This is a genomic window from Pseudomonas sp. NyZ480, assembly GCF_029537255.1.
In the GTDB taxonomy this organism is placed as follows: domain Bacteria; phylum Pseudomonadota; class Gammaproteobacteria; order Pseudomonadales; family Pseudomonadaceae; genus Aquipseudomonas; species Aquipseudomonas taiwanensis.
Map to the genome: position 1 here is coordinate 4,355,627 of NZ_CP120626.1, position 22,915 is coordinate 4,378,541.

A 22,915-nucleotide genomic window follows, 5' to 3' on the forward strand; every position below is an offset into this window, starting at 1 on the left:
CAACTTCTCAGGCGATACCGGCGCCATAGGAGGCTACCAACGCCTCCTTCGCCGACTTGCGCAGTTTCTTCACCAGCCGCTCCTGGCGCAGCGCCTCGCCTTTGTCCGGCCACTGTTCGACGTAGACCAGCGCCTGGGCCGGGCTGGTCTTGAAATAGCGGGCGCCCTGCCCCTTCTGATGCGCGATGAACCGCCGCTGCGGGTCATCACTGATGCCGCAGTACAAAGAGCCATTGGCGGCGCGTACCAGGTAGACGTACCAGGGTTTGCCGGTGGTGTTTTCGACGACTTCGCTCACGAGGCTTCGCACTGAGGATAAAGCCGACAGCTTACCCGCTCAGCGCGCTTGCTGGAACGCACGCAGCCCTTTGAACGCTTGTTGACGTACCTTGTTCTGTAGCATGGGTGACCAGCCCAGCAGCACACCTGGCAGACCCAACGCCTGACGCGACCAGCGCCACAGGTCGAAGCTGTCGTCATGCTGGCAGATCAGCCCATCACGAATCACGAAGCGGGCCTGGATATCGTTGATCACGACGCGCCCGGTCTGACTGAACAGGTAGGTAGCCACCCAGTGCGCGCAGCCGCTGTCATGGTTGGCCTGGACCTGGTCGAAGGTCAGCGAAAAGTCTTTGGCGCGGGTGGTGAGCATGCGCCACATGTCACCTGCGTCGTCGCCACGCAGCATGCCGAACACCGGGTCGCTGAAGACGATATCGTCGCTGTAGCACGCCACCATGGCCTCGGCGTCCAGGCGCTGGAAGGCCTGGTAGAAGCGGTTGATCAGGTCACGGTTGGCGTCGCTCATGGGCTCAGGTCCATCTTGGAGGGGGCGAAGGCTGCACGATAATCCGCCAGCGCCTGCAACGCCATGCCCATTTGCGCCATGAATACCCATCGCCAGCAACCACCGCTGCCAGCGCCAACTTGCCGGCCACAGGCGCAGTGCAGCCGCCCACCTCACACTTTTTCGCAGGTTACCTGCACATGCTCAGCCCGACCCGCCCCAAGCCCGAACACGAGGGCACCGATACCCAGAACGGCGAAGATCCAACCCACAGCCGCCCAGCCTCCCGTCAAGTCATGGACCACCCCCACGGCGAAAGGCCCCATGGAGGCCAGCGTGTAGCCGACCCCCTGGGCCATGCTGGACAGGTTGGCAGCTACGTGCGCATCCCCAGAGCGCAGTACGATCAAGGTCAGTGCCAGGGCGAAGGTGCCGCCCTGGCCCAGCCCCAACACCACCGCCCACCCCCAGAGGCCGGAAAGCGGCGCATACAGGCAACCGAACAAGCCGGCCAGGGTGAGCAGCATGACAATCAAGATCGCCAGGCGCTGGTCTTTGCCCCTGGTCGCCAGCCAAGGTGCACTGAGCGAACTGACCAGCTGCAGGATCACCGAACCGGACAACACCAACCCCGCCTCTGTCGGGCTCAAGCCGCGCCCGATCAGAATCGACGGCAACCAGCCGAAGACGATATACGCCAACGACGACTGCAACCCCATGTACAGCGTGACCTGCCAGGCCAGCGGATCACGCCACAGCCCACGCACGCGATAGGCGACCTTGTGCAGGCCATGTCCTTGGCGCGCCTGGGGCAACCACACCAGCATCGCCAACAATGCCGGCACCAACCAGAACCCGAGCCCCATTGCCCAGCTACCGTCGAAGCGCGTGGCCAAAGGTACCGTGGCACCCGCCGCCATCGCAGCACCGAGGCATAGCGCCATGGTATAGACACCGGTCAGCGTGCCGGCATGCCGCGGGAAGTCTCGCTTGACGATGCCCGGTAGCAGAACACCGATGATGCCGATGCTCGCACCGGCCATCAGGCTGCCCAGGAAGACACCCGCAACCCCCAGGGTGCTGCGCACCAGAATGCCCAGGGCCAGGGTGAACAGGATACCGAGAATCACGCGCTCGCCACCAAAACGACGCGCCAGAATCGGTGCCAGGGGTGCGAACAGGCCAAGACAGAGGACTGGCAACGTGGTCAGCAGCCCGGCCTCGGAGCCCGTCAAGCCCAGGCCTGCAGAGACCTGCCCCAGCACAGGCGCCATGCTCGACAACGCGGGACGCAGGTTCAGCGCCACCAGTACCAGCCCGAGCAACAGCAGCCACGGGCGCGCCAGCGCCACCGGTTGCTGTTGTACTTGCGCGTCGTTGGCTTCAGCGTCGATCAGCAGTTCATCGAACTCCCGCTCGCCGTCGGAAGTATTTCGGGTCATTGGTTCGGCCATGGCCTTCTCGATATCAGGATTCAATGAGGGTTCGGCTCAGGCGCTTGGCCCGCTCAGGATCACGCTGCTCGACGGCCTGGAGAATCTCTCCGTGCAGATCGAAGGTCACCTGGGAGCGCGGCACCGTGCTCATGTTGCGTTGCAGCGCAGCCGCCACCACACCGGAGAAATAGCGATACAGCTCGCTCAGCGACGGGTTGTGCGCGGCATCCACCAGCCGCTGGTGAAACACCAGGTCGCAGTTCACATAGGCATCGATGTCGCCGTGAAAGTGCTTACCGCTGTCTTCCAATGCCTCACGCAGCCCCTGCACATCCGCTTCGGTACGGCGCAAGGCTGCCAGGCCGATGGCTTCGGTCTCCAGGATGTGCCGCGTTTCGCGGGCTTGTTCAGGCGTGCAGCGCGACATGGCCAGCACGGCCTGCAATGGGTCCTGGGCCGTGCGCAGGTAGCTGCCATCGCCCTGGCGGATTTCCACCAGGCCACTGAATGCCAGGACGCGCATGGCTTCACGCACGGTGTTGCGGCTGATGCCCAGCTCCAGGGCGAGCTCGGGCTCGGTCGGCAAGCGCTGGCCGACCTGCCAGTCACCCTGGAGGATCCGCTCACGCATGCGCTCGACCGCCAGCTCGACCAGCGAGCGCTTGGACAATTCACTGCTCATGTTACTCAACCAATCATCCGATGAATTTTCGAAAGCTTAAAGCAAGGCGCCAGCAACAGCAAACCACCTGGCATTTTTGCCAGTTGTGGTCAGCCCGCGTTGTTGCAACGCTTGGCGCGTTGCGCTGGAGGACATGTACCGATGCCGTTTCACCGATGGCCCCTGCTTCTGTGCCTGCTTTTGGCCGGCTGCGACCTGTCGCCAAAGGCCGCTCAACCCAAGACGCTGATCGTTGGCCTGGACGGTGTCCAGTTGCAGCGTTACGAGCAACTGGGAGAAGACACCAACCTCAAGCGGCGTCTGCACTACGGCAAGGCGTATAGCGGAGGCATCACTGGCCGTGCGAGCGAGCAGGCAACCCTCAGCGGCCCAGGGTGGATGACACTGCTGACCGGCGTCTGGGCGAGCAAGCACGGCGTGGTGTCCAACGAGCCGTCACTGAGGCTCGACCCGGCCTACCCAAGCCTGTTCCGACGGCTCAGACAGGCCCTGCCCCACGCCTACCTTTCCAGCATTGTGAACTGGTCGCCCATCAACACCGCGTTCCTGCTGGAAGATGCCCAGGGCAACGATGTGCGCGAAAGCGGGTTGACCGACGAGCAAGTTATCGAGCGTACCCTGGCAATCCTCGACAGCACTCCGGCGGATTTCACTTTCATCCAGCTGGATGAGCCTGACCAGGTCGGTCACGACCACGGCTTCGGCGCCCGCTACCAGCAAGCCCTGCAGAATGCGGACAGCCGTCTGGGCCGCCTGCTGGACAAACTGGACGAGCGACGCCACAAGCATCCGCTGGAAGATTGGCTGGTGGTCGTCAGCACCGACCATGGCCGGGACTATTGGGGCACGGGTCACGGCGGCGTGAGCGAGCAGGAAAAGACTGTGTTCATCGCCAGCAACAAACCGCTGAACGTAGAACTGACCGAGCCCAGCACTGCGCAAGACCACCCCGGGCCGAACAATCTGTACAGCTTTGCCGCTCAAACGTCGGTGGTGCCCACGGTGCTGCGGCACATGGGGCTCGACGTGCTACCCGACTGGAAACTCGATGGCACGCCGTTGCTGGGCGACACGGGAGTGCGCAAGGCAAGGGTAAGGGAAAGTGAGTCCAAGCTGCTGTGGAACAGTTCATCACAGCAGATGGTTGTCATCTACCGCAATGGCCAATTGGCCGCTCACGTACAGGCGAGCGTTCAGCAATGGATCGACCCGCAAGGCATGCGCCAGGCCAACGACTACGTCCTGGTGCTGGATGGAATACCGGTGGCTGTGCGCAACAAGCCGACCATTGCCCCTTGAAAGCAAACGCCGGCAAGCCGGCTCCCACAGAAACCGTACCGACCTTGGAGATCAGCACAGTGCCTGCGGGAGCTGGCTTGCCGGCGAGTGGACTACCGGCTCAATTCAGCGCATCGAGCAACGCCTGGTTCATTTCCGGCGTGCCGATGGTGATGCGCAGGAACTGGGCAATGCGCGCCTGCTTGAAATGACGCACGATCACGCCCTGCTCACGCAGCCGCGCCGCCAACTGCGCCGCATCCTGCTGCGGGTGGCGGGCGAAGATGAAGTTGGCGGCCGACGGCAGCACTTCGAAGCCCTTGGCCGTAAGTTGTTCGACCAGTGCCTGGCGGCTGTCGATCACCTTGCGGCAGGTTTCCTCGAAGTAAGCCCGGTCCTCGAAGGCCGCAGCCGCGCCAACGATGGCCATGCGGTCGAGGGGATAGGAGTTGAAACTGTTCTTGATCCGCTCCAAGGCCTCGATCAGGTCCGGGTGCCCCACAGCCAGGCCCACGCGCAAACCGGCCAACGAGCGCGACTTCGACAGGGTCTGGGTCACCAGCAGGTTGTCGTAGCGGTCCACCAGCTTGATCGCGGTTTCGCCACCGAAATCGATGTAGGCCTCATCGACCACGACCACCGAATCACGGTTGGCCTGCAGCAGTTGCTCGACCTGCTCAAGCGGCATCAGGCAGCCGGTCGGCGCATTGGGGTTGGGGAAGATGATGCCGGCATTGGGCTTGGCATAGTCCGCGACGCGAATCTGGAACTGCTCATTCAGCGGCACCTGTTCGAACGCGATGCCGTACAGGCCGCAGTACACGGGGTAGAAGCTGTAGCTGACATCCGGGAACAGCAACGGCGCGCCGTGCTGGAACAGGCCGTGGAAAATGTGCGCCAGCACCTCGTCCGAGCCGTTGCCGACGAACACCTGCTGCGGCGTCACGGCGTAGTAATCGGCGACCGCCTGCTTGAGCCGGTCACTGTTCGGATCCGGGTACAGACGCAAGTTGTCGCTGAGTTCACCGCGCATGGCTTCCAGTGCCTTGGGCGACGGACCGTAGGGGTTCTCGTTGGTGTTCAGCTTGACCAGTCTGGCCAGCTTAGGCTGCTCGCCCGGGACGTAAGGCACCAGGTCCTTGACGAAGGGGCTCCAGAATCGACTCATGCTCAGTTCCCCTTGTCTTGGGTCAGGATACGGTATTCAGCGCTGCGGGCGTGGGCGGTCAGCGACTCGCCACGGGCCAGGACCGAGGCGGTTCGCCCCAGCTCGGATGCGCCCTGCTCGGAGCAGAAGATGATCGACGAACGCTTCTGGAAGTCATAAACGCCCAGCGGCGAGGAAAAGCGGGCGGTGCCGGAGGTGGGCAACACGTGGTTGGGGCCGGCGCAGTAATCGCCCAGCGCTTCGCTGGTGTGACGACCCATGAAGATCGCGCCAGCGTGGCGGATCTGTGGCAGCCATGCCTGGGGGTCGGCGACCGACAGTTCCAGGTGCTCTGGGGCGATGCGGTTGGCCACTTCGATGGCCTGCTGCATGTCGCGCACCTGGACCAAGGCACCGCGGCCATTGATCGACTTCTCGATGATCTCGGCGCGCTCCATGGTCGGCATCAGCTTGTCGATGCTGGCGGCAACACGATCGAGGAAGGCGGCATCCGGGCTGACCAGGATGGCCTGGGCGTCTTCGTCGTGCTCGGCCTGGGAGAACAGGTCCATGGCGATCCAGTCCGGGTCGGTCTGGCCGTCGCACACCACGAGAATCTCCGACGGGCCGGCGATCATGTCGATGCCCACCTGGCCGAACACATGACGCTTGGCGGTGGCCACGTAGATGTTGCCCGGACCGACGATCTTGTCCACCTGCGGCACGCTTTCGGTGCCATAGGCCAGGGCCGCGACCGCCTGGGCCCCCCCGACGGTGAAGACCCGGTCGACACCCGCGATGCACGCGGCTGCCAGGACCAGCTCATTGACCTCGCCACGCGGGGTCGGTACCACCATCACCACCTCGCCCACGCCTGCGACCTTGGCCGGGATGGCGTTCATCAGCACCGAGGATGGATAGGACGCCTTGCCTCCGGGTACATACAGGCCGGCGCGGTCCAGCGGGGTCACTTTCTGGCCAAGCACCGTGCCATCGGCCTCCGTGTACTGCCAGGAGTCCTGTTTCTGCCGTTCATGGTAAAGGCGCACGCGGCTGGCGGCCTTCTCCAGGGCTTCGCGCTGGGCGGGAGTAATGCGGGTCAACGCCAGTTCGAGGCGTTCACGGCCGAGAATCAGGTCGTCGATGCGCTTGGCATCCACACCATCGAAGCGCTGGGTGAACTCCACCAGCGCCGCATCGCCGCGTTCGCGCACGGCCTTGATGATGTCGAGCACACGCTGGTTGACCGCATCATCGGACACGCTTTCCCAGCTCAGCAGATGATCCAGATGTCGGGCGAAATCCGGATCAGCAGCGTTGAGACGGGCAATTGCAGTGGACACGGTCATGGCGAGGGCCTCGATTGTTAGCGAATGCTCAGGCGCCCTAGGCTACCAGTCCATCCGCGCGGGCACCCGAGAAAAATGGCTATGACGCGGATAGACGGGCGCGACAGCGGAGGTCGCGCGCAGAAGTCAGCCGCGGTGTCGCGATTCGACGGCTTGGCGCAGGGTGTCGATCAAGCTCTGGATGCGGGCGTGCTGCATCTTCATGGAGGCTTTGTTGACGACCAGGCGCGAGCTGATCGTGGCGATCAGTTCCTGAGGCTCCAGGCCGTTGGCCCGCAGGGTGTTACCGGTGTCGACCACGTCGATGATCTTGTCGGCCAGGTTGATCAGCGGTGCCAGCTCCATGGAGCCGTACAGCTTGATGATGTCGACCTGACGGCCCTGTTCGGCGTAGTAACGCTTGGCTACGTTGACGAACTTGGTGGCCACACGCAGGCGCCCCTTGGGCTCCGGCGCACCGACGACACCCGCGGTCATCAGCTTGCAGCGGGCAATCTGCAGGTCCAGCGGCTCGTACAGGCCCTGGCCGCCGTACTCCATCAGCACGTCCTTGCCGGCCACGCCCAGGTCGGCGGCGCCATGCTCGACATAGGTCGGCACGTCGGTGGCACGCACGATCAGCAGGCGCACATCGTCCTGCGTGGTGGGAATGATCAGCTTGCGGCTCTTGTCCGGATTCTCGGTCGGCACGATACCGGCCTCGGCCAGCAACGGCAGGGTATCGTCGAGAATACGGCCTTTGGAAAGCGCGATGGTCAGCATTGGAACGTCGGTCCTTAAGCGGCTACTGCCGGCCGGGCGTGTTTCGCCCGACCGCATTCAATTCGAATGGCGCGTCCCTGCGCCAGCGGGCGACTAGCCCGGTACGCGGCGGATTTTCGCGCCGAGCATCTGCAGTTTTTCTTCGATGCACTCGTAACCACGGTCGATGTGGTAGATGCGGTCGATCAGGGTATCGCCTTCGGCGACCAGCGCCGACAGCACCAGGCTGGCCGATGCACGCAGGTCGGTGGCCATGACCGGGGCGCCCTTGAGTACAGGTACACCGGTGACGATGGCGGTGTTGCCTTCGACCTGGATCTGCGCGCCCATGCGGTGCATTTCGTACACGTGCATGAAGCGGTTCTCGAAGATCGTCTCGATCACGGCGCCGGTGCCCTCGGCAATGGCATTGAGCGAGATGAACTGCGCCTGCATGTCGGTCGGGAACGCTGGGTACGGCGCGGTACGCAGGTTCACGGCTTTCGGCCGCTTGCCGTGCATGTCCAGCTCGATCCAGTCTTCACCGGTGGTGATGTCGGCGCCGGCTTCCTTGAGCTTTTCCAGCACCGCTTCAAGGATGGTCGGATCGGTGTCCTTGACCTTGACGCGACCACCGGTCACGGCAGCAGCGACCAGGTAGGTACCGGTTTCGATACGGTCGGGCATGACGCGGTAGTTGGCCGAACCCAGGCGCTCGACGCCATCGATGGTGATGGTATCGGTACCGGCGCCCTGGATCTTGCCGCCCATGGCATTGATGAAGTTGGCCAGGTCGACCACCTCAGGCTCACGCGCGGCGTTCTGCAGCACGCTGCGGCCCTTGGCCAGGGCAGCGGCCATCATGATGTTTTCGGTACCGGTCACGCTGACGGTATCGAAGAAGAAGTGTGCGCCACGCAGGCCGCCTTCTGGCGCCTTGGCCTTGATATAGCCGCCTTCGACTTCGATTTTCGCGCCCATGGCCTCCAGGCCACGGATGTGCAGGTCCACCGGACGCGAACCGATGGCGCAACCGCCCGGCAGGGCGACTTCGGCCTCACCGAAGCGGGCGACCATCGGGCCAAGCACGAGGATCGACGCCCGCATGGTCTTGACCAGCTCGTAGGGCGCTACCAGGGTCTTGATGGTGCGTGGATCGATCTCGACCGACAGCTTTTCGTCGATCACAGGCTCGATGCCCATGCGACCGAACAGCTCGATCATGGTGGTGATGTCGTGCAGGTGTGGCAGGTTGCCCACGGTCACCGGGCCATCGGCCAGCAGGGTGGCCGACAGAATCGGCAGGGCCGCGTTCTTCGCGCCCGAAATGCGGATCTCGCCGTCGAGACGAGCGCCGCCAGTAATAATCAGTTTGTCCATTGGAATCTCGCCGCCAAGTTGGCTCAGGTGCGCTCAGCCCAGGCTGCGCTGCTGAAAAATTTCATGGTTACCGCATGGATGCTGCCATTGGCGATCCAGGGATTCAGGTGAGCATAGATCGCCTGCTGACGCTTGACCGGGCTCAGGCCAGCCAACTCATCGCTGATCACGTTCAACTGGAAGTTGCAGCCTTCGCCTTCAACTTCGACCCGGGATCCCGGCAATTTCTCTTCAAGGAAGCTTTTAACTTCTACGGCCTGCATGCTCAACCTCAATCGGCGCCCGATGCGCGCGGGTCGGCCATCATACAAAAAAGCCCCTCGCCTGCGAAGCCCATAAAGGGCATGTGCTGACCGAGGGGCCCACCTTCACCGACGAGCGTTCAGCTCGCCAGCACCTCATCCAGATCGTAGACGCCGGCAATTTCGCGCATGTCGTCGGGCATGCCGCGCACTTCCCAGCGTTTGCCGCCGGCCTGGGCATCGCGCATGAAGCCCAGCAGCAGCGACAGACCGACACTGGAAGACTTGCTGACCGCCGTGCAATCCAACACCACGTGCGTTTCGCGACATGCCGCGATCAGCGCCTGGCCCTGCTTGCGCAAAGCCGGGCCGCTGCGGTAATCCAGCACCCCAGCCAGGCGCAGAACGCCAGGCTCGGCCATGCTCACGCCGGTCTCGCTCATTTCACTTCCTTGTCAGGAGAGTTGTCGGCGGCCTCCTTGGCCTTGGCCACTTCACCGGCCCAGCCATTGATGGTCTTGTCCAGGTCGTTGCCGTTGCGCTGCATGGCGTCGGCGAACTGGTCGCGGAACAGCTTGCCGATGTTGATGCCGTTGACGATAACGTTACGTACTTTCCACTCGCCGCCAAGGTTCTCCAGGGTGTACTGCACGGGGTACACGGCACCGTTGTTGCCGGTGACCTTCATGCCGACGCTGGCGCGCTTGCCATCATCAGGCTTGGCCGGGTCGACGGTGATGCCTTGGTTGTTGTACTCAAGCAGTGCATTGCCATAGAACTGCATCAGGCTGCGCTTGAAGTTCTCCTGGAAGCGCTGCATTTGCTCCGGCGTGGCCTTGCGCGAATACTTGACGGTCATGATGCTTTTGGAGATGCCGTCAGCGTCCACCACCGGGCCCAGGATGCGGTTGAGCGCATCGTAGAAGGCATTCGGGTTGGTCTTGTACTGTTCTTTGTTGGCCTTGAGGTCGCTCAATAGCTCGGTGGTAGTGCCTTGAACCACGTCACGCGGCGACTGCGCAGCGAAGGTCAGCAGGGGGAAGGCCGCCAGCAGGACCAGCAGGCCACGTCGCAGAATCGAAATCATGGAAACTCCTTAATTAGCCGGTTGCGCTTCTTTCGGTTCCTTGCCAACGGAGTTGAGCAGGAACTTGCCAATCAGATCTTCGAGCACCAGTGCGGACTGGGTGTCATGGATGGTGGCGCCATCCTTGAGCACGTCTTCCTCACCGCCCACGCTGATGCCGATGTACTTCTCGCCAAGCAGACCAGCGGTCAGGATCGACGCAGTGGAGTCGACAGGCAGGTTGTCGACATTCTTGTCCAGCTGCAGCGTCACCCGACCGGTGTAGGAATCACGGTCCAGGTCGATGGCGGTGACCTTGCCGATGGTTACCCCGGCCATGGTCACCTTAGCTCTGACAGTCAAACCGGCGATATTGTCGAAGTAGGCATAAACTTTATAGGTATCGCTGCTCGGGCTGGCCGACAACCCGCTGACACGCAGGGCCAGCAGCAGCAGCGCCAGGATCCCGGCCAGAAGGAACAGGCCGACACCGATTTCCAGGGTGCGGTTTTGCATCAGAAATCTCCAAACATCAAGGCGGTCAGAATAAAGTCCAGACCCAGGACAGCCAGCGAGGCATAGACCACGGTCTTGGTGGTGGCACGGCTGATCCCTTCTGAGGTGGGCTCACAGTCGTACCCCTGGAATACGGCGATCCAGGTGACGACGAAGGCGAACACCAGGCTCTTGATCAGCCCGTTGAGCACGTCGTCGGTAAAGGAAACACTGTTCTGCATGTTGGCCCAGAACGAGCCCTCGTAGACACCCAGCCAGTCGACGGCGACCCAGGACCCACCCCAGATACCGACCACGCTGAAGATCAACGCCAGCATCGGCAACGAGATGAAGCCGGCCCACAGGCGCGGCGCGACGATGTACTTGAGCGGGTCGACACCGATCATTTCCAGGCTCGACAGTTGCTCGGTGGACTTCATGTTGCCGATTTCGGCGGTCAGCGCCGAGCCTGCGCGACCGGCGAACAGCAGCGCAGTCACCACCGGGCCGAGCTCACGCAGCAAGGTCAGCGCGACCATCTGCCCCACCGCCTGCTCGGAACCGTACTTGGTCAGGATGCTGTAGCCCTGCAGCGCCAGCACCATGCCGATGAACACACCGGAAACGACGATGATCGCCAGCGACAGCACGCCGACCAAATACAACTGCTTGGTCAGCAGCTGGAAGCCGCCACCGATACCCCCACGCCCTACCAGTGCGTGGAACAGGAACAGGCAGGAACGCCCCAGCACCGCCAGCACGTCGATCGCCGAGCGACCGAACAGACGGATACGTTCGAGTAAGGATTTTCTGCGCATCAACGCGCCCCCAGCAGATCGGCGCGGTAGTCAGGCGCGGGAAAGTGGAATGGCACCGGACCGTCCGGGTCACCCTTCATGAACTGGCGGATGCGTGGATTGTCGGAGCCCATCAGTTCGTCCGGAGTGCCCTGCCCCAGTACCTGCCCATCACCGACCACATAGATGTAGTCAGCGATGCTGGCGGTTTCGGCCAGATCGTGGGAAACGACGATGCTGGTGATACCCAGCGCATCGTTGAGCAGGCGGATCAGCCGCACCAATACGCCCATGGCGATTGGGTCCTGGCCGACGAAGGGCTCGTCGTACATCAGGATCTGCGGATCCAGCGCAATCGCGCGGGCCAGCGCCACGCGGCGCTTCATGCCACCCGACAGTTCGTCCGGCATCAGGTCGATGGCGCCGCGCAGGCCGACGGCCTGAAGCTTCATCAACACGATGTCACGAATCATTTCGTCGGACAGCTGGGTATGCACACGCAGCGGGAATGCGACATTCTCGAACACGTCGAGGTCGGTGAACAAGGCGCCGCTCTGGAACAGCACCCCCATTTGCTTGCGCGCATCGAACAGGTCGCTTCGGGACAGCGTAGGCAGGTTCTGCCCGGCCACCCAGACTTCTCCACTGGAAGGACGCAACTGCGCGCCCATCAGGCGCAGCAATGTGGTCTTGCCGCAACCCGATGGCCCCATGATGCCGGTGACCTTGCCGCGCGGAATGCGTATGTCGACATTGCTGAAAATGCTGCGCGAACCGCGCTTGAAGGTGACGCCCTTCAACTCGACCGCGTAGGCGCTATCCACACTCATCTAGACTCCTTGCTAGTGCAACCTCGTCCTAATGGACGCCGGCCTCCTTCTTGAAGGCACAAGCGCCCCTGGCGGGCCGAATAGCGGGAAACTATATCACCGCTGACAGGGCTGCCCCAAGGCCATGCCTTGACTCGTTCAGCCCAGGGACAGACTTTCATGACATTCGATAGGACGATGGAAAGGATGAGGGTTTCTTCCATTGCGGCTATAATCGCCGCCTTTTCATCAGGCATTGCTTTCCGAACATGAGCCAATCCAGCGAGCTGATCCAATCCGCCCAGCGCACCCTGCGCCTTGAACTCGAAGCCGTCCAGAGCCTGATGGCCCGCATCGACGCCAATTTCGTCAAGGCTTGCGAACTGATCCTGGCGAGCAAGGGCCGGGTCGTCGTGGTCGGCATGGGCAAGTCGGGGCACATCGGCAACAAGATCGCCGCCACCTTGGCCAGCACCGGCACGCCGGCATTTTTCGTGCACCCTGCCGAAGCCAGCCATGGCGACATGGGCATGATCACCCGCGACGATGTCATTCTCGCCCTGTCCAACTCCGGCAGCACCGCCGAAATCATTACCCTGCTGCCGTTGATCAAGCGCCTGGGCATCCAGATGATCAGCCTCACCGGTAACCCGGACTCGCCCCTGGCGCAGGCCGCCGAGGTCAACCTCGACGCCAGCGTCGCCCAGGAAGCCTGCCCGCTGAACCTGGCGCCCACATCCTCGACCACCGCCGCACTGGTGCTGGGCGATGCCTTGGCCATCGCGCTGCTCGAAGCCCGCGGTTTCACCGCCGAGGATTTCGCCTTCTCGCACCCCGGTGGCGCCTTGGGCCGTCGCCTGCTGCTGAAAGTCGAGAACGTGATGCACTCGGGCGATGACCTGCCGAAGGTCCAGCGTGGCACCCTGCTCAAGGACGCGCTGCTGGAAATGTCGCGCAAAGGCCTGGGCATGACCGTGATCCTCGAGCCGGATGGCAAGCTGGCCGGGATCTTCACCGACGGCGACCTGCGCCGCAGCCTGGATCGCAACATCGACGTGCACACCACCCTGATCGACCAGGTGATGACCGTGCATGGCAAGACCGCTCGCGCCGAAATGCTGGCCGCCGAAGCCCTGAAAATCATGGAAGACCACAAGATCAGTGCATTGGTGGTAGTCGACCAGAACGACCGCCCGACCGGCGCCCTGAACATGCACGACCTGCTGCGCGCCGGGGTCATGTAAGGAGAGCATGGACATGAACCAAGACCTCATGCAACGCGGCAAGGCCATCAAGCTGGCCGTCTTCGACGTCGACGGCGTCCTCACCGACGGCCGCCTGTACTTCCTCGAAGACGGCAGTGAGTTCAAGACCTTCAACACCCTCGATGGCCAGGGCATCAAGATGCTCATGGCCACGGGCGTGACCACGGCCATCATCAGCGGACGCAAGACGCCAGTGGTCGAGCGTCGGGCCAGGAACCTGGGCATCCCGCATCTGTACCAAGGCCGGGAAGACAAACTGGTGGTGCTCGACGGCCTGCTCGCCGAACTGGGCCTAAGCTATGAACAGGTCGCCTACCTGGGCGACGACCTGCCCGACCTCCCCGTGATTCGCCGGGTGGGCCTGGGCATGGCGGTGGCCAGCGCCGCACCGTTCGTTCGCCAGCACGCCCATGGCGTGACCCAGGCACGCGGCGGCGAAGGCGCCGCCCGCGAGTTCTGTGAACTGATCATGCAGGCCCAGGGCACCCTGGACGCTGCCAACGCAAATTACCTGTAGAGCCGCCCATGTTCAGCAAGAAAGCCCGCACCATCGCGCTGCTCGCGGTCATTGCCGCCCTGCTGGTGGCAATCAGCTACTGGAACGTCAGCCCGGAGAGTTTCCTCGACAAGCCTGCGGCCCAGGTGGACGAGAGCGCGATCGACTACTATGCGATCAATGCCCATAGCCTGCAGTTTCTGCCCGACGGCAAGCTGCAGTACGAAATGACCGCCGACAAGGTCGAGCACCTGACCGCCAGCGAAGTCACCCTGGTGACCAAGCCTGACCTGCACCTGTACCGCGGCACCGAGTTCCCCTGGCACGTGCAGAGTGCGCGCGCCGAGGTCAACCCGGATGGCACCGAGGTCGAACTGATCGACCAGGTTCGCGTTGCCCGTACCGACGAGAAGCAGCGCGAAACCATCATTACCAGCTCACGCATGACCGTGTTCCCGCAGAAGCAATATGCGCAGACCGAGCAAGCCGTTAGAATCGACGGCGCCGGTGGCACAACTACGGGCAAAGGAATGAAAGCGTATTTGAAAGAAGGCAGGATGGACCTGCTCTCTAACGTAAGAGGACAGTATGAGGCTCGTTAAAACCCTCCCCCTTTTGCTCAGCCTGAGCGCAGCACTGGGAAGCGCGAGCGCCTTCGCCCTGCCGAACGACCGTGACCAGCCGATCCGCATCCAGGCCGACAACGCTCACCTGGACGACAAGCAAGGCGTGGCGACCTACACCGGCGATGTGATCATCACCCAAGGTTCGATGATGATCAAAGGCAACACCGTGACCATCACTCGCGCCCAGTCGGGCGACATCGACGTGGTGACTTCGGTTGGCAACCTGGCCTACTTCGAGCAGCAGCAGAGCGCCGCCAAGCCCGACAAGATGAAAGGCTGGGCCGTGACCATTCAGTACCAGGCGCAGAAAGACATGGTGATCCTCACCGACCGCGCCAAGGTCGAGAACGAAGGCAACACCACCGAAGGCGAGAAGATCGTCTACAACACCAAGACCCAGGTTGCGACCGCGGGCCGAGGTGGCAACGTGACTGCACCGCGTCAGCGTATCGACATGGTGATCCAGCCGAAGAAGAAGGCCGAGTAAATGGCAACCCTCAAAGCCCAGCACCTGGCCAAGAGCTACAAGGGGCGGCAAGTCGTACGCGACGTCAGCCTGTCGATCGACAGCGGCCAGATCGTCGGCCTGCTCGGCCCCAACGGCGCCGGCAAGACCACGTGCTTCTACATGATCGTAGGCCTGGTCCAGGCCGACCAGGGCCGCGTGCTCATCGACAACCTCGATGTCAGCCACCAGCCGATGCACGGTCGCGCCCGCGCCGGTATCGGTTACCTGCCCCAGGAGGCCTCGATCTTCCGCAAGCTGTCGGTGGCCGACAACATCATGGCGATTCTCGAGACCCGCAAGGACCTGGACCGCGATGGCCGTCGCAAGGAGCTGGAAAGCCTGCTGCAGGAATTCCACATCAGCCACATCCGCGACAACCTCGGCATGAGCCTGTCCGGCGGCGAGCGTCGCCGCGTGGAAATCGCCCGGGCCCTGGCGACCGCGCCGAAGTTCATCCTGCTGGACGAACCTTTCGCCGGTGTCGACCCGATTTCCGTAGGCGACATCAAGCAGATCATCCACCACCTCAAGGCCAAGGGCATCGGTGTACTGATCACCGACCACAACGTCCGCGAGACCCTGGACATCTGCGAAACCGCGTACATCGTCAACGATGGTCGACTGATCGCCGAGGGCGATGCCGAGACCATCCTGGCCAACGATCTGGTCAAGGAAGTTTACCTGGGTCACGAGTTCCGACTCTGACCCCGGCGCGCCTGGAGCACTGGCAATCCCGCCTCATCGAGGCTTAAGTTGTTACAGCGCTCTAGGCAAACGCTACAATTTAAGGCATAAAACTTGCTTGATTTGGCGCTCCGGCGCCCTCGTGTAGTGGATGGCGCATGCGCGCCGGCGAACAAGGTATTTAGCCCCAGCCATGAAACCATCGCTCGTCCTAAAAATGGGCCAGCAACTGACGATGACACCGCAGTTGCAACAGGCCATCCGCCTGCTTCAGCTCTCTACCCTGGACCTCCAGCAGGAAATCCAGGAAGCGCTGGAGTCCAATCCGATGCTCGAACGTCAGGAAGACGGCGACGACTTCGACAACAGCGACCCGATGGCGGACAACGCCGAGAACAAACCGGTCGCCGAAGTTCAGGACAACAGTTTCCAGGAAAGCGCACCAAGCGCCGAGAACCTGGAAGACGGTGAGTGGAACGAGCGCATTCCCAACGAGCTTCCCGTCGACACCGCGTGGGAAGATATCTACCAGACCAGTGCCAGCAGCCTGCCCAGCAACGATGATGACGAGTGGGACTTCACCACCCGCACCTCCGCGGGCGAGAGCCTGCAGAGCCACCTGCTGTGGCAACTGAACCTGGCGCCGATGTCCGACACCGACCGCCTGATCGCCGTGACCCTGATCGACAGCATCAACGACCAGGGCTACCTCGAGGATACCCTCGAAGAAATCTGCGAGGGCTTCGACCCCGAGCTGGACATCGAGCTGGACGAGGTCGAAGCCGTCCTGCACCGCATCCAGCAATTCGAGCCTGCCGGGGTGGGCGCTCGCAATCTTGGCGAGTGCCTGCTGCTGCAACTGCGCCAACTGCCCGCCAGCACGCCGTGGATGAGCGAAGCCAAGCGCCTGGTGGTCGATTTCATCGACCTGCTCGGCAGCCGCGACTACAGCCAGCTGATGCGCCGCATGAAGCTCAAGGAAGACGAACTGCGCCAGGTCATCGAACTGGTACAGAGCCTCAACCCACGACCGGGCTCGCAGATCGAATCCAGTGAGCCGGAGTATGTGGTCCCCGACGTGATCGTGCGCAAGGACAACGACCGCTGGCTGGTCGAGCTGAACCAGGAGGCGATCCCACGGCTGCGGGTCAATCCGCAGTATGCCGGTTTCGTCCGCCGTGCCGACACCAGCGCCGACAACACCTTCATGCGCAATCAGCTGCAAGAGGCGCGTTGGTTCATCAAGAGCCTGCAAAGCCGCAATGAGACCCTGATGAAGGTCGCCACCCAGATCGTCGAACACCAGCGCGGTTTCCTCGACCACGGCGACGAAGCGATGAAGCCGTTGGTCCTGCACGACATCGCCGAAGCGGTGGGCATGCACGAGTCGACCATTTCCCGGGTAACCACCCAGAAATACATGCACACGCCGCGCGGCATCTACGAACTGAAATACTTTTTCTCCAGCCATGTGAGCACCTCCGAAGGCGGAGAATGCTCGTCTACGGCGATCCGCGCGATCATCAAGAAACTGGTTGCGGCGGAAAATCAGAAAAAGCCATTGAGTGACAGCAAGATCGCTGGTTTACTGGAGGCACAAGGCATTCAGGTAGCCCGTCGCACCGTCGCCAAGTACCGCGAGTCCCTCGGCATCGCGCCGTCGAGCGAGCGCAAGCGACTGATGTAGCCCCTGAATGTGCCACAGCGTTTGCGGGGCAGGTGCAATACCTGCCTCTTTATGCACGGGCAACAAAGGAGAAGCTGTATGCAAGTCAACATCAGTGGACACCATGTAGAAGTCACCTCCCCTCTGCGCGAATACGTAGAGCAAAAGCTTAAGCGCGTGGAGGGTCACTTCGACAAGATCACCAACGTGCAGGTCATCCTGAAAGTCGAGAAGCTGCAACAGAAGGTCGAAGCGACCCTGCAGATTCCTGGTGGCGAAGTGGTCGCAAACGCGGAACACGAAGACATGTATGCAGCGATCGACGCCATGGCCGACAAGCTCGACCGCCAACTGAAAAAACACAAGGAAAAACAGCAAAGCCTGCTGCAAGGTGCAGCCGCCCGCTGATCCCCCTCATCCATGATCCGACTTGAAACCATCCTGACCCCCGGCCGTTCCCTCGTGAACGTGCCGGGAGGCAGTAAAAAGCGCGCCCTCGAGAAGGTCGCCACACTGATTGCCGAACAAGTTCCAGAACTGGAGATGCAAGACGTCTTCGAAAAACTGGTCGGTCGTGAAAAGCTCGGCTCGACCGGTTTCGGCAACGGTATTGCCATCCCCCACTGCCGACTCGAAGGCTGCACGGCACCTGTCAGCGCACTGCTGCATCTGGATGCCCCTATCGACTACGACGCCATTGATGGCGCACCGGTAGACCTGCTGTTCGTCCTGCTGGTCCCCGAAGCGGCCACCGATGCCCACCTTGAACTGCTGCGCCAGATCGCCAGCATGCTCGATCGCAAGGAGGTCCGCGATCGCCTGCGTGCCGCCGACAGCAGCGAGGCCCTGTTCCAGGTAGTCCTGGACGTACAGAACGAGCACTGAACATGCGCCTGATCATCGTCAGCGGCCGCTCCGGTTCGGGCAAGAGTACCGCCCTTGATGTGCTGGAAGACAACGGCTACTACTGCATCGACAACCTCCCCGCCGGGCTGCTGCCGCAGTTGGCGGAGAACGCGCTGATCAACACCGAGTTGCAGCAGCCCAAGGTTGCTGTCTCCATCGATGCCCGCAACCTGCCCAGCCACCTGACGCGGTTTCCCGAGTTGCTCGAAGAAGCTCGTGGCAGGCACATCCAGTGCGATGTCCTGTTTCTGGACGCTGATGAAGAAACGCTGCTCAAACGCTTCTCGGAGACCCGGCGACGCCATCCGCTGACCAATGCCAACCGTTCGCTGGCCGAGGCGATCCGTGTCGAAAGCGAGCTGCTAGGGCCGATTTCCGATCTGGCCGACCTCAAGATCGACACCACCAACCTCAACCTGTACCAACTACGCGACTCGATCAAGCTGCGCCTGCTCAACCAGCCTGAACCTGGAACGGCATTCCTGGTCGAATCGTTCGGTTTCAAGCGCGGCATGCCGGTCGACGCCGACCTGGTGTTCGATGTGCGCTGCCTGCCTAATCCTTACTGGAAGCCAGAGCTGCGCGAACATTCCGGCCTCGATCAACCGGTTATCGACTACCTGGCTGCCCAGCCGGATGTCGAAGAGATGTTCAACGATATCTCCAGCTACCTGCTCAAGTGGTTACCCCGCTTCGCCGCCAGCAACCGCGCCTACGTCACCATTGCCATTGGTTGCACCGGTGGCCACCACCGCTCTGTGTACCTGACCGAACGTCTCGGCCAGTTGCTGCAGCAATCTTTGAAAAACGTCCAGGTCCGCCACCGCGACCTATAGCCCACAGGATCCGCACCACGATGCCCGCCCGCGAAATAACCATCATCAACAAGCTGGGTCTGCATGCCCGGGCGGCAGCCAAGTTCGTCGGCGTGGCCGGTCGATTCCCCTGCCAGGTCAGGGTCGGCCGAGCTCCGGACAAGATGGTGGACGGCAAGAGCATCATGGCCGTGATGATGCTGGCGGCGGGCAAAGGCACCCAGGTGCATCTGCTCACCGAGGGCGAGCAGGATGATGAAGCCATGGAAGCGCTGGTAGCGCTGATCAACAACTATTTCGACGAAGGCGAGTAATCGCCGGGGCTCGACACAGTGTCTCCGCGATTGTGAGATCGAGCGCCTGCGCGACGCCTCGCGAGCAAAGCTCGCTCCTACCCCGATCGCGAGGGTCTGTAGGAGCGAGCCTTGCTCGCTATACGCCGCACAGGCGCAAGATCAGATACCACCGGCAGTCAGTTTTTCAGGATCCAGCAGCGCTTCGAGCTGATCACGCGACAAGTCGGTGTGCTCCAGCGCCACGTCGATGATCGGGCGACCCTGCTTGTACGCGGTCTTGGCGATCTCGGCGGCCTTGAGGTAGCCAATGATCGGGTTCAGTGCGGTCACCAGGATCGGATTGCGCGCCAAGGCCTCCTTGAGCTTGCCTTCATTGACCTTGAAGCTGGCAATGGCCTTGTCGGCCAGCAGGCGGCTGGCATTGGCCATCAGCTCGATGCTCTCCAGCAGGTTGCGGGCAATCACCGGCAACATGACGTTCAGCTCGAAGTTGCCCGACTGACCGGCCACGGCGATGGTCGCGTCGTTGCCGATCACCTGCGCGGCAACCATGGCGGTGGCTTCTGGAATCACCGGGTTGACCTTGCCCGGCATGATCGACGACCCAGGCTGCAGTGCTTGCAGCTCGATCTCCCCCAGACCGGCCAACGGTCCGGAGTTCATCCAGCGCAGGTCATTGGCGATTTTCATCAACGCAACGGCGGTGGTCTTGAGCTGGCCTGAAAGCGCTACTGCGGTGTCCTGCGAGCCGATCAGCGCGAACAGGTTCTGCCCAGGCGTGAACGGAACCTGGCTCAGGTCACTCAAGTGGTGGGCGAAGCAGGCCGCGAACCGTGGGTGGGCGTTGATTCCGGTACCGACGGCCGTGCCCCCCTGGGCCAGGGCCTGCAAGCTGGGCAACGTCGCCTCGATATGGCCCCGCGCGCCGCTGATCTGAGCCGCCCAGCCATCGAGCACCTGGCTCATGCGCACCGGCATGGCATCCATAAGGTGGGTACGACCGGTCTTGACGAACTGATGGACTTGCAGCGACTTCGCTTCGATCACCTGCACCAAATGGTCCAGCGCAGGCAGCAGTTGGCCATGCAAGGCCAAGGCGGCACTGACATGGAGGGTGGTCGGGATGATGTCGTTGCTGCTCTGGCCGCAATTGACGTGATCGTTGGCATTGACCGGCGCTCCGAGCACACGGCTGGCCAAGGTGGCGATCACCTCGTTGGCGTTCATATTGGAGCTGGTACCCGAGCCGGTCTGGTAGACATCTACCGGGAAGTGCTGGATGAAGTCACCGGCCAACAACTGCTCGACTGCCGTGACGATGGCCTGGCCCTGCGCGACGCTCAGTTGCTCGAGCTCGATATTGGCCTTGGCCGCCGCAGCCTTTGCCAGCAGCAATGCACGGATGAACTGGGCGGACATGCGCTGACCGCTGATCGGGAAATTGTCGACCGCGCGTTGGGTCTGGGCACCGTACAGGGCCTGGGCCGGCACCTGGAGTTCGCCCATGCTGTCACGCTCGATACGGGTATCACTCATCTTCAAATCCTTGCATCAGTTCATCGGGAGAAATCGAAGGCAGCAGCACGCAGTTCGCCAATTGTAGGGCGTAGGGCTGCCAGCGTTGGTTCTGTTCGCGGCGATCGAGGTTGCGCAGGTCCAACAGCGGGCGCCAGGCCTGGTCCAGGCACAGGCAGCGCCAATGCCAGGGCAGCATGCGATCACAGGCGGTATCCCGCAGGAGACGGAAGGAGGTCAACGCCACCGTCCAGGCCGACGTTTCGGTACAGCACACCAGATAACGGCCTTCGGCCAGGTAGTGCTCTATCAGGCGCGGCTCGTCGGGCTCGAGGGCGCAACGGATGCGTCGGCTGAGCCAACGCCAGTTTTCCAGGTAGGGCAGTTCGCGCAGGACGGGTTTCATGAACATCATCGCCGAGTTACTGGATAATGATATTCATTATTAATTGATAAGCAATGTCACTTCAAGCAGGGAATGACTAAACAAGAAACCCGGCATAGGGCCGGGTTACTGTGCCGCTTGCACAGCCTGTTCACGGATCAACCCGCGAACAGGCCGATGCAGGTGAAAGATCAGCTACCTGCCACAGTCATCCGCTCGATCAACACCGACCCTGTATGAATGTTGCTGCGGGTTTCGAGATCGCTGCCAATCGCGACAATCTGCTGGAACATGTCCTTCATGTTGCCGGCAATGGTTACTTCCTGCACCGCGTGCTGGATCTCGCCATTCTCGACCCAGAAACCGGCTGCGCCGCGGGAATAATCGCCAGTCACCATGTTCAGCCCATGGCCCATCAGCTCGGTGACCAGCAGGCCACGGCCCATGCGGCGGATCAACGCGGCCTGGTCCTCGACACCATGGGTCACGTACAGGTTATGCACGCCTCCAGCGTTGGCCGTGCTCGGCAGGCCCAGTTTGCGACCAGAATAGGTGCCCAGCAGGTACGACACCAGCTCGCCTTTTTCGACGAACGGCTTGGCATAGGTGGCCAGGCCATCGCCGTCGAACGCGGCACTGCCCAAGGCCCGGGGAATGTGCGGACGCTCGTCGAGGGTCAGCCAGGTAGGGAACAGGCGCTGCCCCAAGGCACCGTCGAGGAACGATGACTTGCGGTACAGGTTGCCCCCGGAAATGGCCGAAAGGAAGCTGCCGAACAGGCCACCGGCCAGCTCCGCAGAAAACAGTACCGGCACCTCGCACGTGGGTACCGGTCGCGCACCAAGGCGGCTGGCGGCTCGCTTGGCCGCACGCTGGCCGATACTACGTGGGTCGGCCAGCAGGTTGCCCTGGCGATTCACGTCGTACCAGTAGTCCCGCTGCATCTGACCGTCACCCTCGGCAATCATCACGCAGCTCAGACTGTGCCGAGTGGACGCGTAACCACCGATGAAACCATGGCTGTTGCCGTACACGCGGCAGCCTTGGTGCGTGTTGAGGGTAGTGCCATCGGCATTGAGAATGCGGGGATCGGCCTCGAATGCCGCGGCTTCGCAGGTCAACGCCATCTCAATGGCTTGCTCCGGCTCGATGTCCCAGTCATGGTAGAGGTCCAGGTCCGGGATCTCACGCGCCATCAGCGCCGCGTCGGCCAGGCCCGCGCACTCGTCCTCGGAGGTGTGCCTGGCGATTGCCAAGGCGGCTGCCACTGTCTCGCGGATCGCATCCTGGCCGCTTGCCGAGGTACTGGCCGAGCCTTTGCGCTGGCCGACATAAAGGGTGATACCGAAGCCTTGGTCGCGGTTGAACTCGACCGTCTCCACCTCACGCTGGCGCACGCTGGTGGACAACCCCTGCTCCAGCGATACGGCCACCTCGCAGGCACTGGCACCCTGCCGCTTGGCCTCGGCGATGATCGCTTCGACCTGCTCCTGCAATGCCGGCAGGTTCTTGGGGCCTACGCTCTGGACTGCACTCATGGTTAT

Annotated in this window: 28 protein-coding genes; 11 read left to right on the top strand and 17 right to left on the bottom strand. The window is 62.3% G+C overall.

All coding sequences use genetic code 11. The annotated features are described in order from the left end of the window. Positions 1-7 precede the first annotated feature (7 nt). The 4 genes from P3R38_RS19990 to P3R38_RS20005 all read right to left on the bottom strand — a co-directional run bounded on the left by P3R38_RS19990 (position 8) and on the right by P3R38_RS20005 (position 2,905). Positions 8-298 (bottom strand): GIY-YIG nuclease family protein, encoded by a 291-nt coding sequence (locus P3R38_RS19990; protein WP_023382127.1) that lies wholly within the window; start codon positions 296-298, stop codon positions 8-10. 39 nt (positions 299-337) lie between these two features. Further along, positions 338-808, bottom strand: coding sequence for a nuclear transport factor 2 family protein (locus P3R38_RS19995; protein ID WP_023382128.1), 471 nt, complete (start codon positions 806-808; stop codon positions 338-340). Between the two features lie 152 nt (positions 809-960). Next, entirely contained in the window at positions 961-2,241 is a 1,281-nt protein-coding gene (locus P3R38_RS20000) for a CynX/NimT family MFS transporter (RefSeq protein WP_277686535.1), read from the bottom strand. A 13-nt stretch (positions 2,242-2,254) separates the two neighbouring features. Then, a complete protein-coding gene (locus P3R38_RS20005) occupies positions 2,255-2,905 on the bottom strand; it encodes a FadR/GntR family transcriptional regulator (RefSeq protein WP_023382130.1) in 651 nt (216 codons plus the stop codon). 141 nt (positions 2,906-3,046) lie between these two features. Here P3R38_RS20005 and P3R38_RS20010 point away from each other — a divergent pair, with 141 nt between their 5' ends. Continuing rightward, positions 3,047-4,204 (top strand): alkaline phosphatase family protein, encoded by a 1,158-nt coding sequence (locus P3R38_RS20010; RefSeq protein ID WP_277686537.1) that lies wholly within the window; start codon positions 3,047-3,049, stop codon positions 4,202-4,204. Between the two features lie 100 nt (positions 4,205-4,304). Here the strand turns inward: P3R38_RS20010 and hisC are convergent, their stop codons facing one another. The 10 genes from hisC to P3R38_RS20060 form a co-directional block, all read right to left on the bottom strand. After that, positions 4,305-5,351 carry a histidinol-phosphate transaminase gene (hisC, locus tag P3R38_RS20015; protein ID WP_277686538.1) on the bottom strand — a complete coding sequence of 349 codons (1,047 nt, stop codon included), beginning with the start codon at positions 5,349-5,351 and terminating at the stop codon, positions 4,305-4,307. Between the two features lie 2 nt (positions 5,352-5,353). Next, entirely contained in the window at positions 5,354-6,679 is a 1,326-nt protein-coding gene (gene hisD, locus P3R38_RS20020; protein WP_023382133.1) for a histidinol dehydrogenase, read from the bottom strand. A gap of 126 nt (positions 6,680-6,805) precedes the next feature. Next, the gene (hisG, locus tag P3R38_RS20025; protein WP_023382134.1) at positions 6,806-7,441 is read right to left on the bottom strand and encodes an ATP phosphoribosyltransferase; all 636 of its coding nucleotides are present in this window, start codon (positions 7,439-7,441) and stop codon (positions 6,806-6,808) included. A 93-nt stretch (positions 7,442-7,534) separates the two neighbouring features. Further along, entirely contained in the window at positions 7,535-8,800 is a 1,266-nt protein-coding gene (gene murA, locus P3R38_RS20030) for a UDP-N-acetylglucosamine 1-carboxyvinyltransferase (protein WP_023382135.1), read from the bottom strand. A gap of 23 nt (positions 8,801-8,823) precedes the next feature. Then, complete coding sequence (locus tag P3R38_RS20035) at positions 8,824-9,063, bottom strand: BolA family protein (protein WP_003255121.1); 240 nt, start codon at positions 9,061-9,063, stop codon at positions 8,824-8,826. A 119-nt stretch (positions 9,064-9,182) separates the two neighbouring features. Next, a complete protein-coding gene (locus P3R38_RS20040; protein WP_023382138.1) occupies positions 9,183-9,485 on the bottom strand; it encodes an STAS domain-containing protein in 303 nt (100 codons plus the stop codon). Next, positions 9,482-10,129 (bottom strand): ABC transporter substrate-binding protein, encoded by a 648-nt coding sequence (locus P3R38_RS20045; protein WP_023382139.1) that lies wholly within the window; start codon positions 10,127-10,129, stop codon positions 9,482-9,484. Before P3R38_RS20045 ends, P3R38_RS20040 begins: the two co-directional genes overlap by 4 nt. A gap of 9 nt (positions 10,130-10,138) precedes the next feature. Then, on the bottom strand, positions 10,139-10,624 hold the full coding sequence (gene mlaD / locus P3R38_RS20050) for an outer membrane lipid asymmetry maintenance protein MlaD (protein WP_023382140.1): 486 nt from the start codon (positions 10,622-10,624) through the stop codon (positions 10,139-10,141). Further along, positions 10,624-11,421: a lipid asymmetry maintenance ABC transporter permease subunit MlaE gene (gene mlaE, locus P3R38_RS20055; protein ID WP_277686541.1), complete on the bottom strand. Its 798-nt coding sequence runs from the start codon at positions 11,419-11,421 to the stop codon at positions 10,624-10,626. Before mlaE ends, mlaD begins: the two co-directional genes overlap by 1 nt. Next, complete coding sequence (locus tag P3R38_RS20060; RefSeq protein ID WP_012270662.1) at positions 11,421-12,230, bottom strand: ATP-binding cassette domain-containing protein; 810 nt, start codon at positions 12,228-12,230, stop codon at positions 11,421-11,423. Before P3R38_RS20060 ends, mlaE begins: the two co-directional genes overlap by 1 nt. A 248-nt stretch (positions 12,231-12,478) precedes the next feature. On the opposite strand from P3R38_RS20060, the gene P3R38_RS20065 reads away from it, so the two are divergent. The 10 genes from P3R38_RS20065 to P3R38_RS20110 all read left to right on the top strand — a co-directional run bounded on the left by P3R38_RS20065 (position 12,479) and on the right by P3R38_RS20110 (position 19,489). After that, positions 12,479-13,453: a KpsF/GutQ family sugar-phosphate isomerase gene (locus tag P3R38_RS20065; protein ID WP_023382142.1), complete on the top strand. Its 975-nt coding sequence runs from the start codon at positions 12,479-12,481 to the stop codon at positions 13,451-13,453. Positions 13,454-13,466: 13 nt separating this feature from the next. Continuing rightward, positions 13,467-13,991: an HAD family hydrolase gene (locus tag P3R38_RS20070; RefSeq protein ID WP_023382143.1), complete on the top strand. Its 525-nt coding sequence runs from the start codon at positions 13,467-13,469 to the stop codon at positions 13,989-13,991. Positions 13,992-13,999: 8 nt separating this feature from the next. Then, on the top strand, positions 14,000-14,572 hold the full coding sequence (gene lptC / locus P3R38_RS20075; RefSeq protein ID WP_277686542.1) for an LPS export ABC transporter periplasmic protein LptC: 573 nt from the start codon (positions 14,000-14,002) through the stop codon (positions 14,570-14,572). Next, the gene (gene lptA, locus P3R38_RS20080) at positions 14,559-15,083 is read left to right on the top strand and encodes a lipopolysaccharide transport periplasmic protein LptA (RefSeq protein WP_023382145.1); all 525 of its coding nucleotides are present in this window, start codon (positions 14,559-14,561) and stop codon (positions 15,081-15,083) included. Before lptC ends, lptA begins: the two co-directional genes overlap by 14 nt. After that, a complete protein-coding gene (gene lptB, locus P3R38_RS20085; protein ID WP_003257916.1) occupies positions 15,084-15,809 on the top strand; it encodes an LPS export ABC transporter ATP-binding protein in 726 nt (241 codons plus the stop codon). A gap of 172 nt (positions 15,810-15,981) precedes the next feature. After that, the gene (locus P3R38_RS20090; RefSeq protein WP_023382146.1) at positions 15,982-17,475 is read left to right on the top strand and encodes an RNA polymerase factor sigma-54; all 1,494 of its coding nucleotides are present in this window, start codon (positions 15,982-15,984) and stop codon (positions 17,473-17,475) included. Between the two features lie 78 nt (positions 17,476-17,553). Further along, entirely contained in the window at positions 17,554-17,862 is a 309-nt protein-coding gene (raiA, locus tag P3R38_RS20095) for a ribosome-associated translation inhibitor RaiA (protein WP_023382147.1), read from the top strand. A gap of 12 nt (positions 17,863-17,874) precedes the next feature. Then, a complete protein-coding gene (ptsN, locus tag P3R38_RS20100; RefSeq protein WP_023382148.1) occupies positions 17,875-18,339 on the top strand; it encodes a PTS IIA-like nitrogen regulatory protein PtsN in 465 nt (154 codons plus the stop codon). 2 nt (positions 18,340-18,341) lie between these two features. Continuing rightward, a complete protein-coding gene (gene rapZ, locus P3R38_RS20105) occupies positions 18,342-19,196 on the top strand; it encodes an RNase adapter RapZ (RefSeq protein ID WP_023382149.1) in 855 nt (284 codons plus the stop codon). 20 nt (positions 19,197-19,216) lie between these two features. Beyond that, positions 19,217-19,489 carry an HPr family phosphocarrier protein gene (locus P3R38_RS20110; protein ID WP_023382150.1) on the top strand — a complete coding sequence of 91 codons (273 nt, stop codon included), beginning with the start codon at positions 19,217-19,219 and terminating at the stop codon, positions 19,487-19,489. Positions 19,490-19,630: 141 nt separating this feature from the next. Here the strand turns inward: P3R38_RS20110 and P3R38_RS20115 are convergent, their stop codons facing one another. The 3 genes from P3R38_RS20115 to pmbA form a co-directional block, all read right to left on the bottom strand. After that, positions 19,631-21,007: a class II fumarate hydratase gene (locus P3R38_RS20115; RefSeq protein ID WP_277686543.1), complete on the bottom strand. Its 1,377-nt coding sequence runs from the start codon at positions 21,005-21,007 to the stop codon at positions 19,631-19,633. After that, on the bottom strand, positions 21,000-21,401 hold the full coding sequence (locus P3R38_RS20120) for a hypothetical protein (RefSeq protein ID WP_027906584.1): 402 nt from the start codon (positions 21,399-21,401) through the stop codon (positions 21,000-21,002). The genes P3R38_RS20115 and P3R38_RS20120 overlap by 8 nt, the downstream gene beginning before the upstream one ends. 161 nt (positions 21,402-21,562) lie before the next feature. Next, positions 21,563-22,909: a metalloprotease PmbA gene (gene pmbA / locus P3R38_RS20125; RefSeq protein ID WP_023382153.1), complete on the bottom strand. Its 1,347-nt coding sequence runs from the start codon at positions 22,907-22,909 to the stop codon at positions 21,563-21,565. Positions 22,910-22,915: the final 6 nt, after the last annotated feature.

Excerpts from the sequence above, each read along its gene's own strand:
- P3R38_RS19995 (WP_023382128.1), bottom strand. The coding sequence starts at position 808 with ATGAGCGACGCCAACCGTGACCTGATCAACCGCTTCTACCAGGCCTTC.
- P3R38_RS20000 (WP_277686535.1), bottom strand. The coding sequence starts at position 2,241 with ATGGCCGAACCAATGACCCGAAATACTTCCGACGGCGAGCGGGAGTTC.
- P3R38_RS20005 (WP_023382130.1), bottom strand. The coding sequence starts at position 2,905 with ATGAGCAGTGAATTGTCCAAGCGCTCGCTGGTCGAGCTGGCGGTCGAG.
- P3R38_RS20010 (WP_277686537.1), top strand. The coding sequence starts at position 3,047 with ATGCCGTTTCACCGATGGCCCCTGCTTCTGTGCCTGCTTTTGGCCGGC.
- hisC (WP_277686538.1), bottom strand. The coding sequence starts at position 5,351 with ATGAGTCGATTCTGGAGCCCCTTCGTCAAGGACCTGGTGCCTTACGTC.
- hisD (WP_023382133.1), bottom strand. The coding sequence starts at position 6,679 with ATGACCGTGTCCACTGCAATTGCCCGTCTCAACGCTGCTGATCCGGAT.
- hisG (WP_023382134.1), bottom strand. The coding sequence starts at position 7,441 with ATGCTGACCATCGCGCTTTCCAAAGGCCGTATTCTCGACGATACCCTG.
- murA (WP_023382135.1), bottom strand. The coding sequence starts at position 8,800 with ATGGACAAACTGATTATTACTGGCGGCGCTCGTCTCGACGGCGAGATC.
- P3R38_RS20035 (WP_003255121.1), bottom strand. The coding sequence starts at position 9,063 with ATGCAGGCCGTAGAAGTTAAAAGCTTCCTTGAAGAGAAATTGCCGGGA.
- P3R38_RS20040 (WP_023382138.1), bottom strand. The coding sequence starts at position 9,485 with ATGAGCGAGACCGGCGTGAGCATGGCCGAGCCTGGCGTTCTGCGCCTG.
- P3R38_RS20045 (WP_023382139.1), bottom strand. The coding sequence starts at position 10,129 with ATGATTTCGATTCTGCGACGTGGCCTGCTGGTCCTGCTGGCGGCCTTC.
- mlaD (WP_023382140.1), bottom strand. The coding sequence starts at position 10,624 with ATGCAAAACCGCACCCTGGAAATCGGTGTCGGCCTGTTCCTTCTGGCC.
- mlaE (WP_277686541.1), bottom strand. The coding sequence starts at position 11,421 with ATGCGCAGAAAATCCTTACTCGAACGTATCCGTCTGTTCGGTCGCTCG.
- P3R38_RS20060 (WP_012270662.1), bottom strand. The coding sequence starts at position 12,230 with ATGAGTGTGGATAGCGCCTACGCGGTCGAGTTGAAGGGCGTCACCTTC.
- P3R38_RS20065 (WP_023382142.1), top strand. The coding sequence starts at position 12,479 with ATGAGCCAATCCAGCGAGCTGATCCAATCCGCCCAGCGCACCCTGCGC.
- P3R38_RS20070 (WP_023382143.1), top strand. The coding sequence starts at position 13,467 with ATGAACCAAGACCTCATGCAACGCGGCAAGGCCATCAAGCTGGCCGTC.
- lptC (WP_277686542.1), top strand. The coding sequence starts at position 14,000 with ATGTTCAGCAAGAAAGCCCGCACCATCGCGCTGCTCGCGGTCATTGCC.
- lptA (WP_023382145.1), top strand. The coding sequence starts at position 14,559 with ATGAGGCTCGTTAAAACCCTCCCCCTTTTGCTCAGCCTGAGCGCAGCA.
- lptB (WP_003257916.1), top strand. The coding sequence starts at position 15,084 with ATGGCAACCCTCAAAGCCCAGCACCTGGCCAAGAGCTACAAGGGGCGG.
- P3R38_RS20090 (WP_023382146.1), top strand. The coding sequence starts at position 15,982 with ATGAAACCATCGCTCGTCCTAAAAATGGGCCAGCAACTGACGATGACA.
- raiA (WP_023382147.1), top strand. The coding sequence starts at position 17,554 with ATGCAAGTCAACATCAGTGGACACCATGTAGAAGTCACCTCCCCTCTG.
- ptsN (WP_023382148.1), top strand. The coding sequence starts at position 17,875 with ATGATCCGACTTGAAACCATCCTGACCCCCGGCCGTTCCCTCGTGAAC.
- rapZ (WP_023382149.1), top strand. The coding sequence starts at position 18,342 with ATGCGCCTGATCATCGTCAGCGGCCGCTCCGGTTCGGGCAAGAGTACC.
- P3R38_RS20110 (WP_023382150.1), top strand. The coding sequence starts at position 19,217 with ATGCCCGCCCGCGAAATAACCATCATCAACAAGCTGGGTCTGCATGCC.
- P3R38_RS20115 (WP_277686543.1), bottom strand. The coding sequence starts at position 21,007 with ATGAGTGATACCCGTATCGAGCGTGACAGCATGGGCGAACTCCAGGTG.
- P3R38_RS20120 (WP_027906584.1), bottom strand. The coding sequence starts at position 21,401 with ATGATGTTCATGAAACCCGTCCTGCGCGAACTGCCCTACCTGGAAAAC.
- pmbA (WP_023382153.1), bottom strand. The coding sequence starts at position 22,909 with ATGAGTGCAGTCCAGAGCGTAGGCCCCAAGAACCTGCCGGCATTGCAG.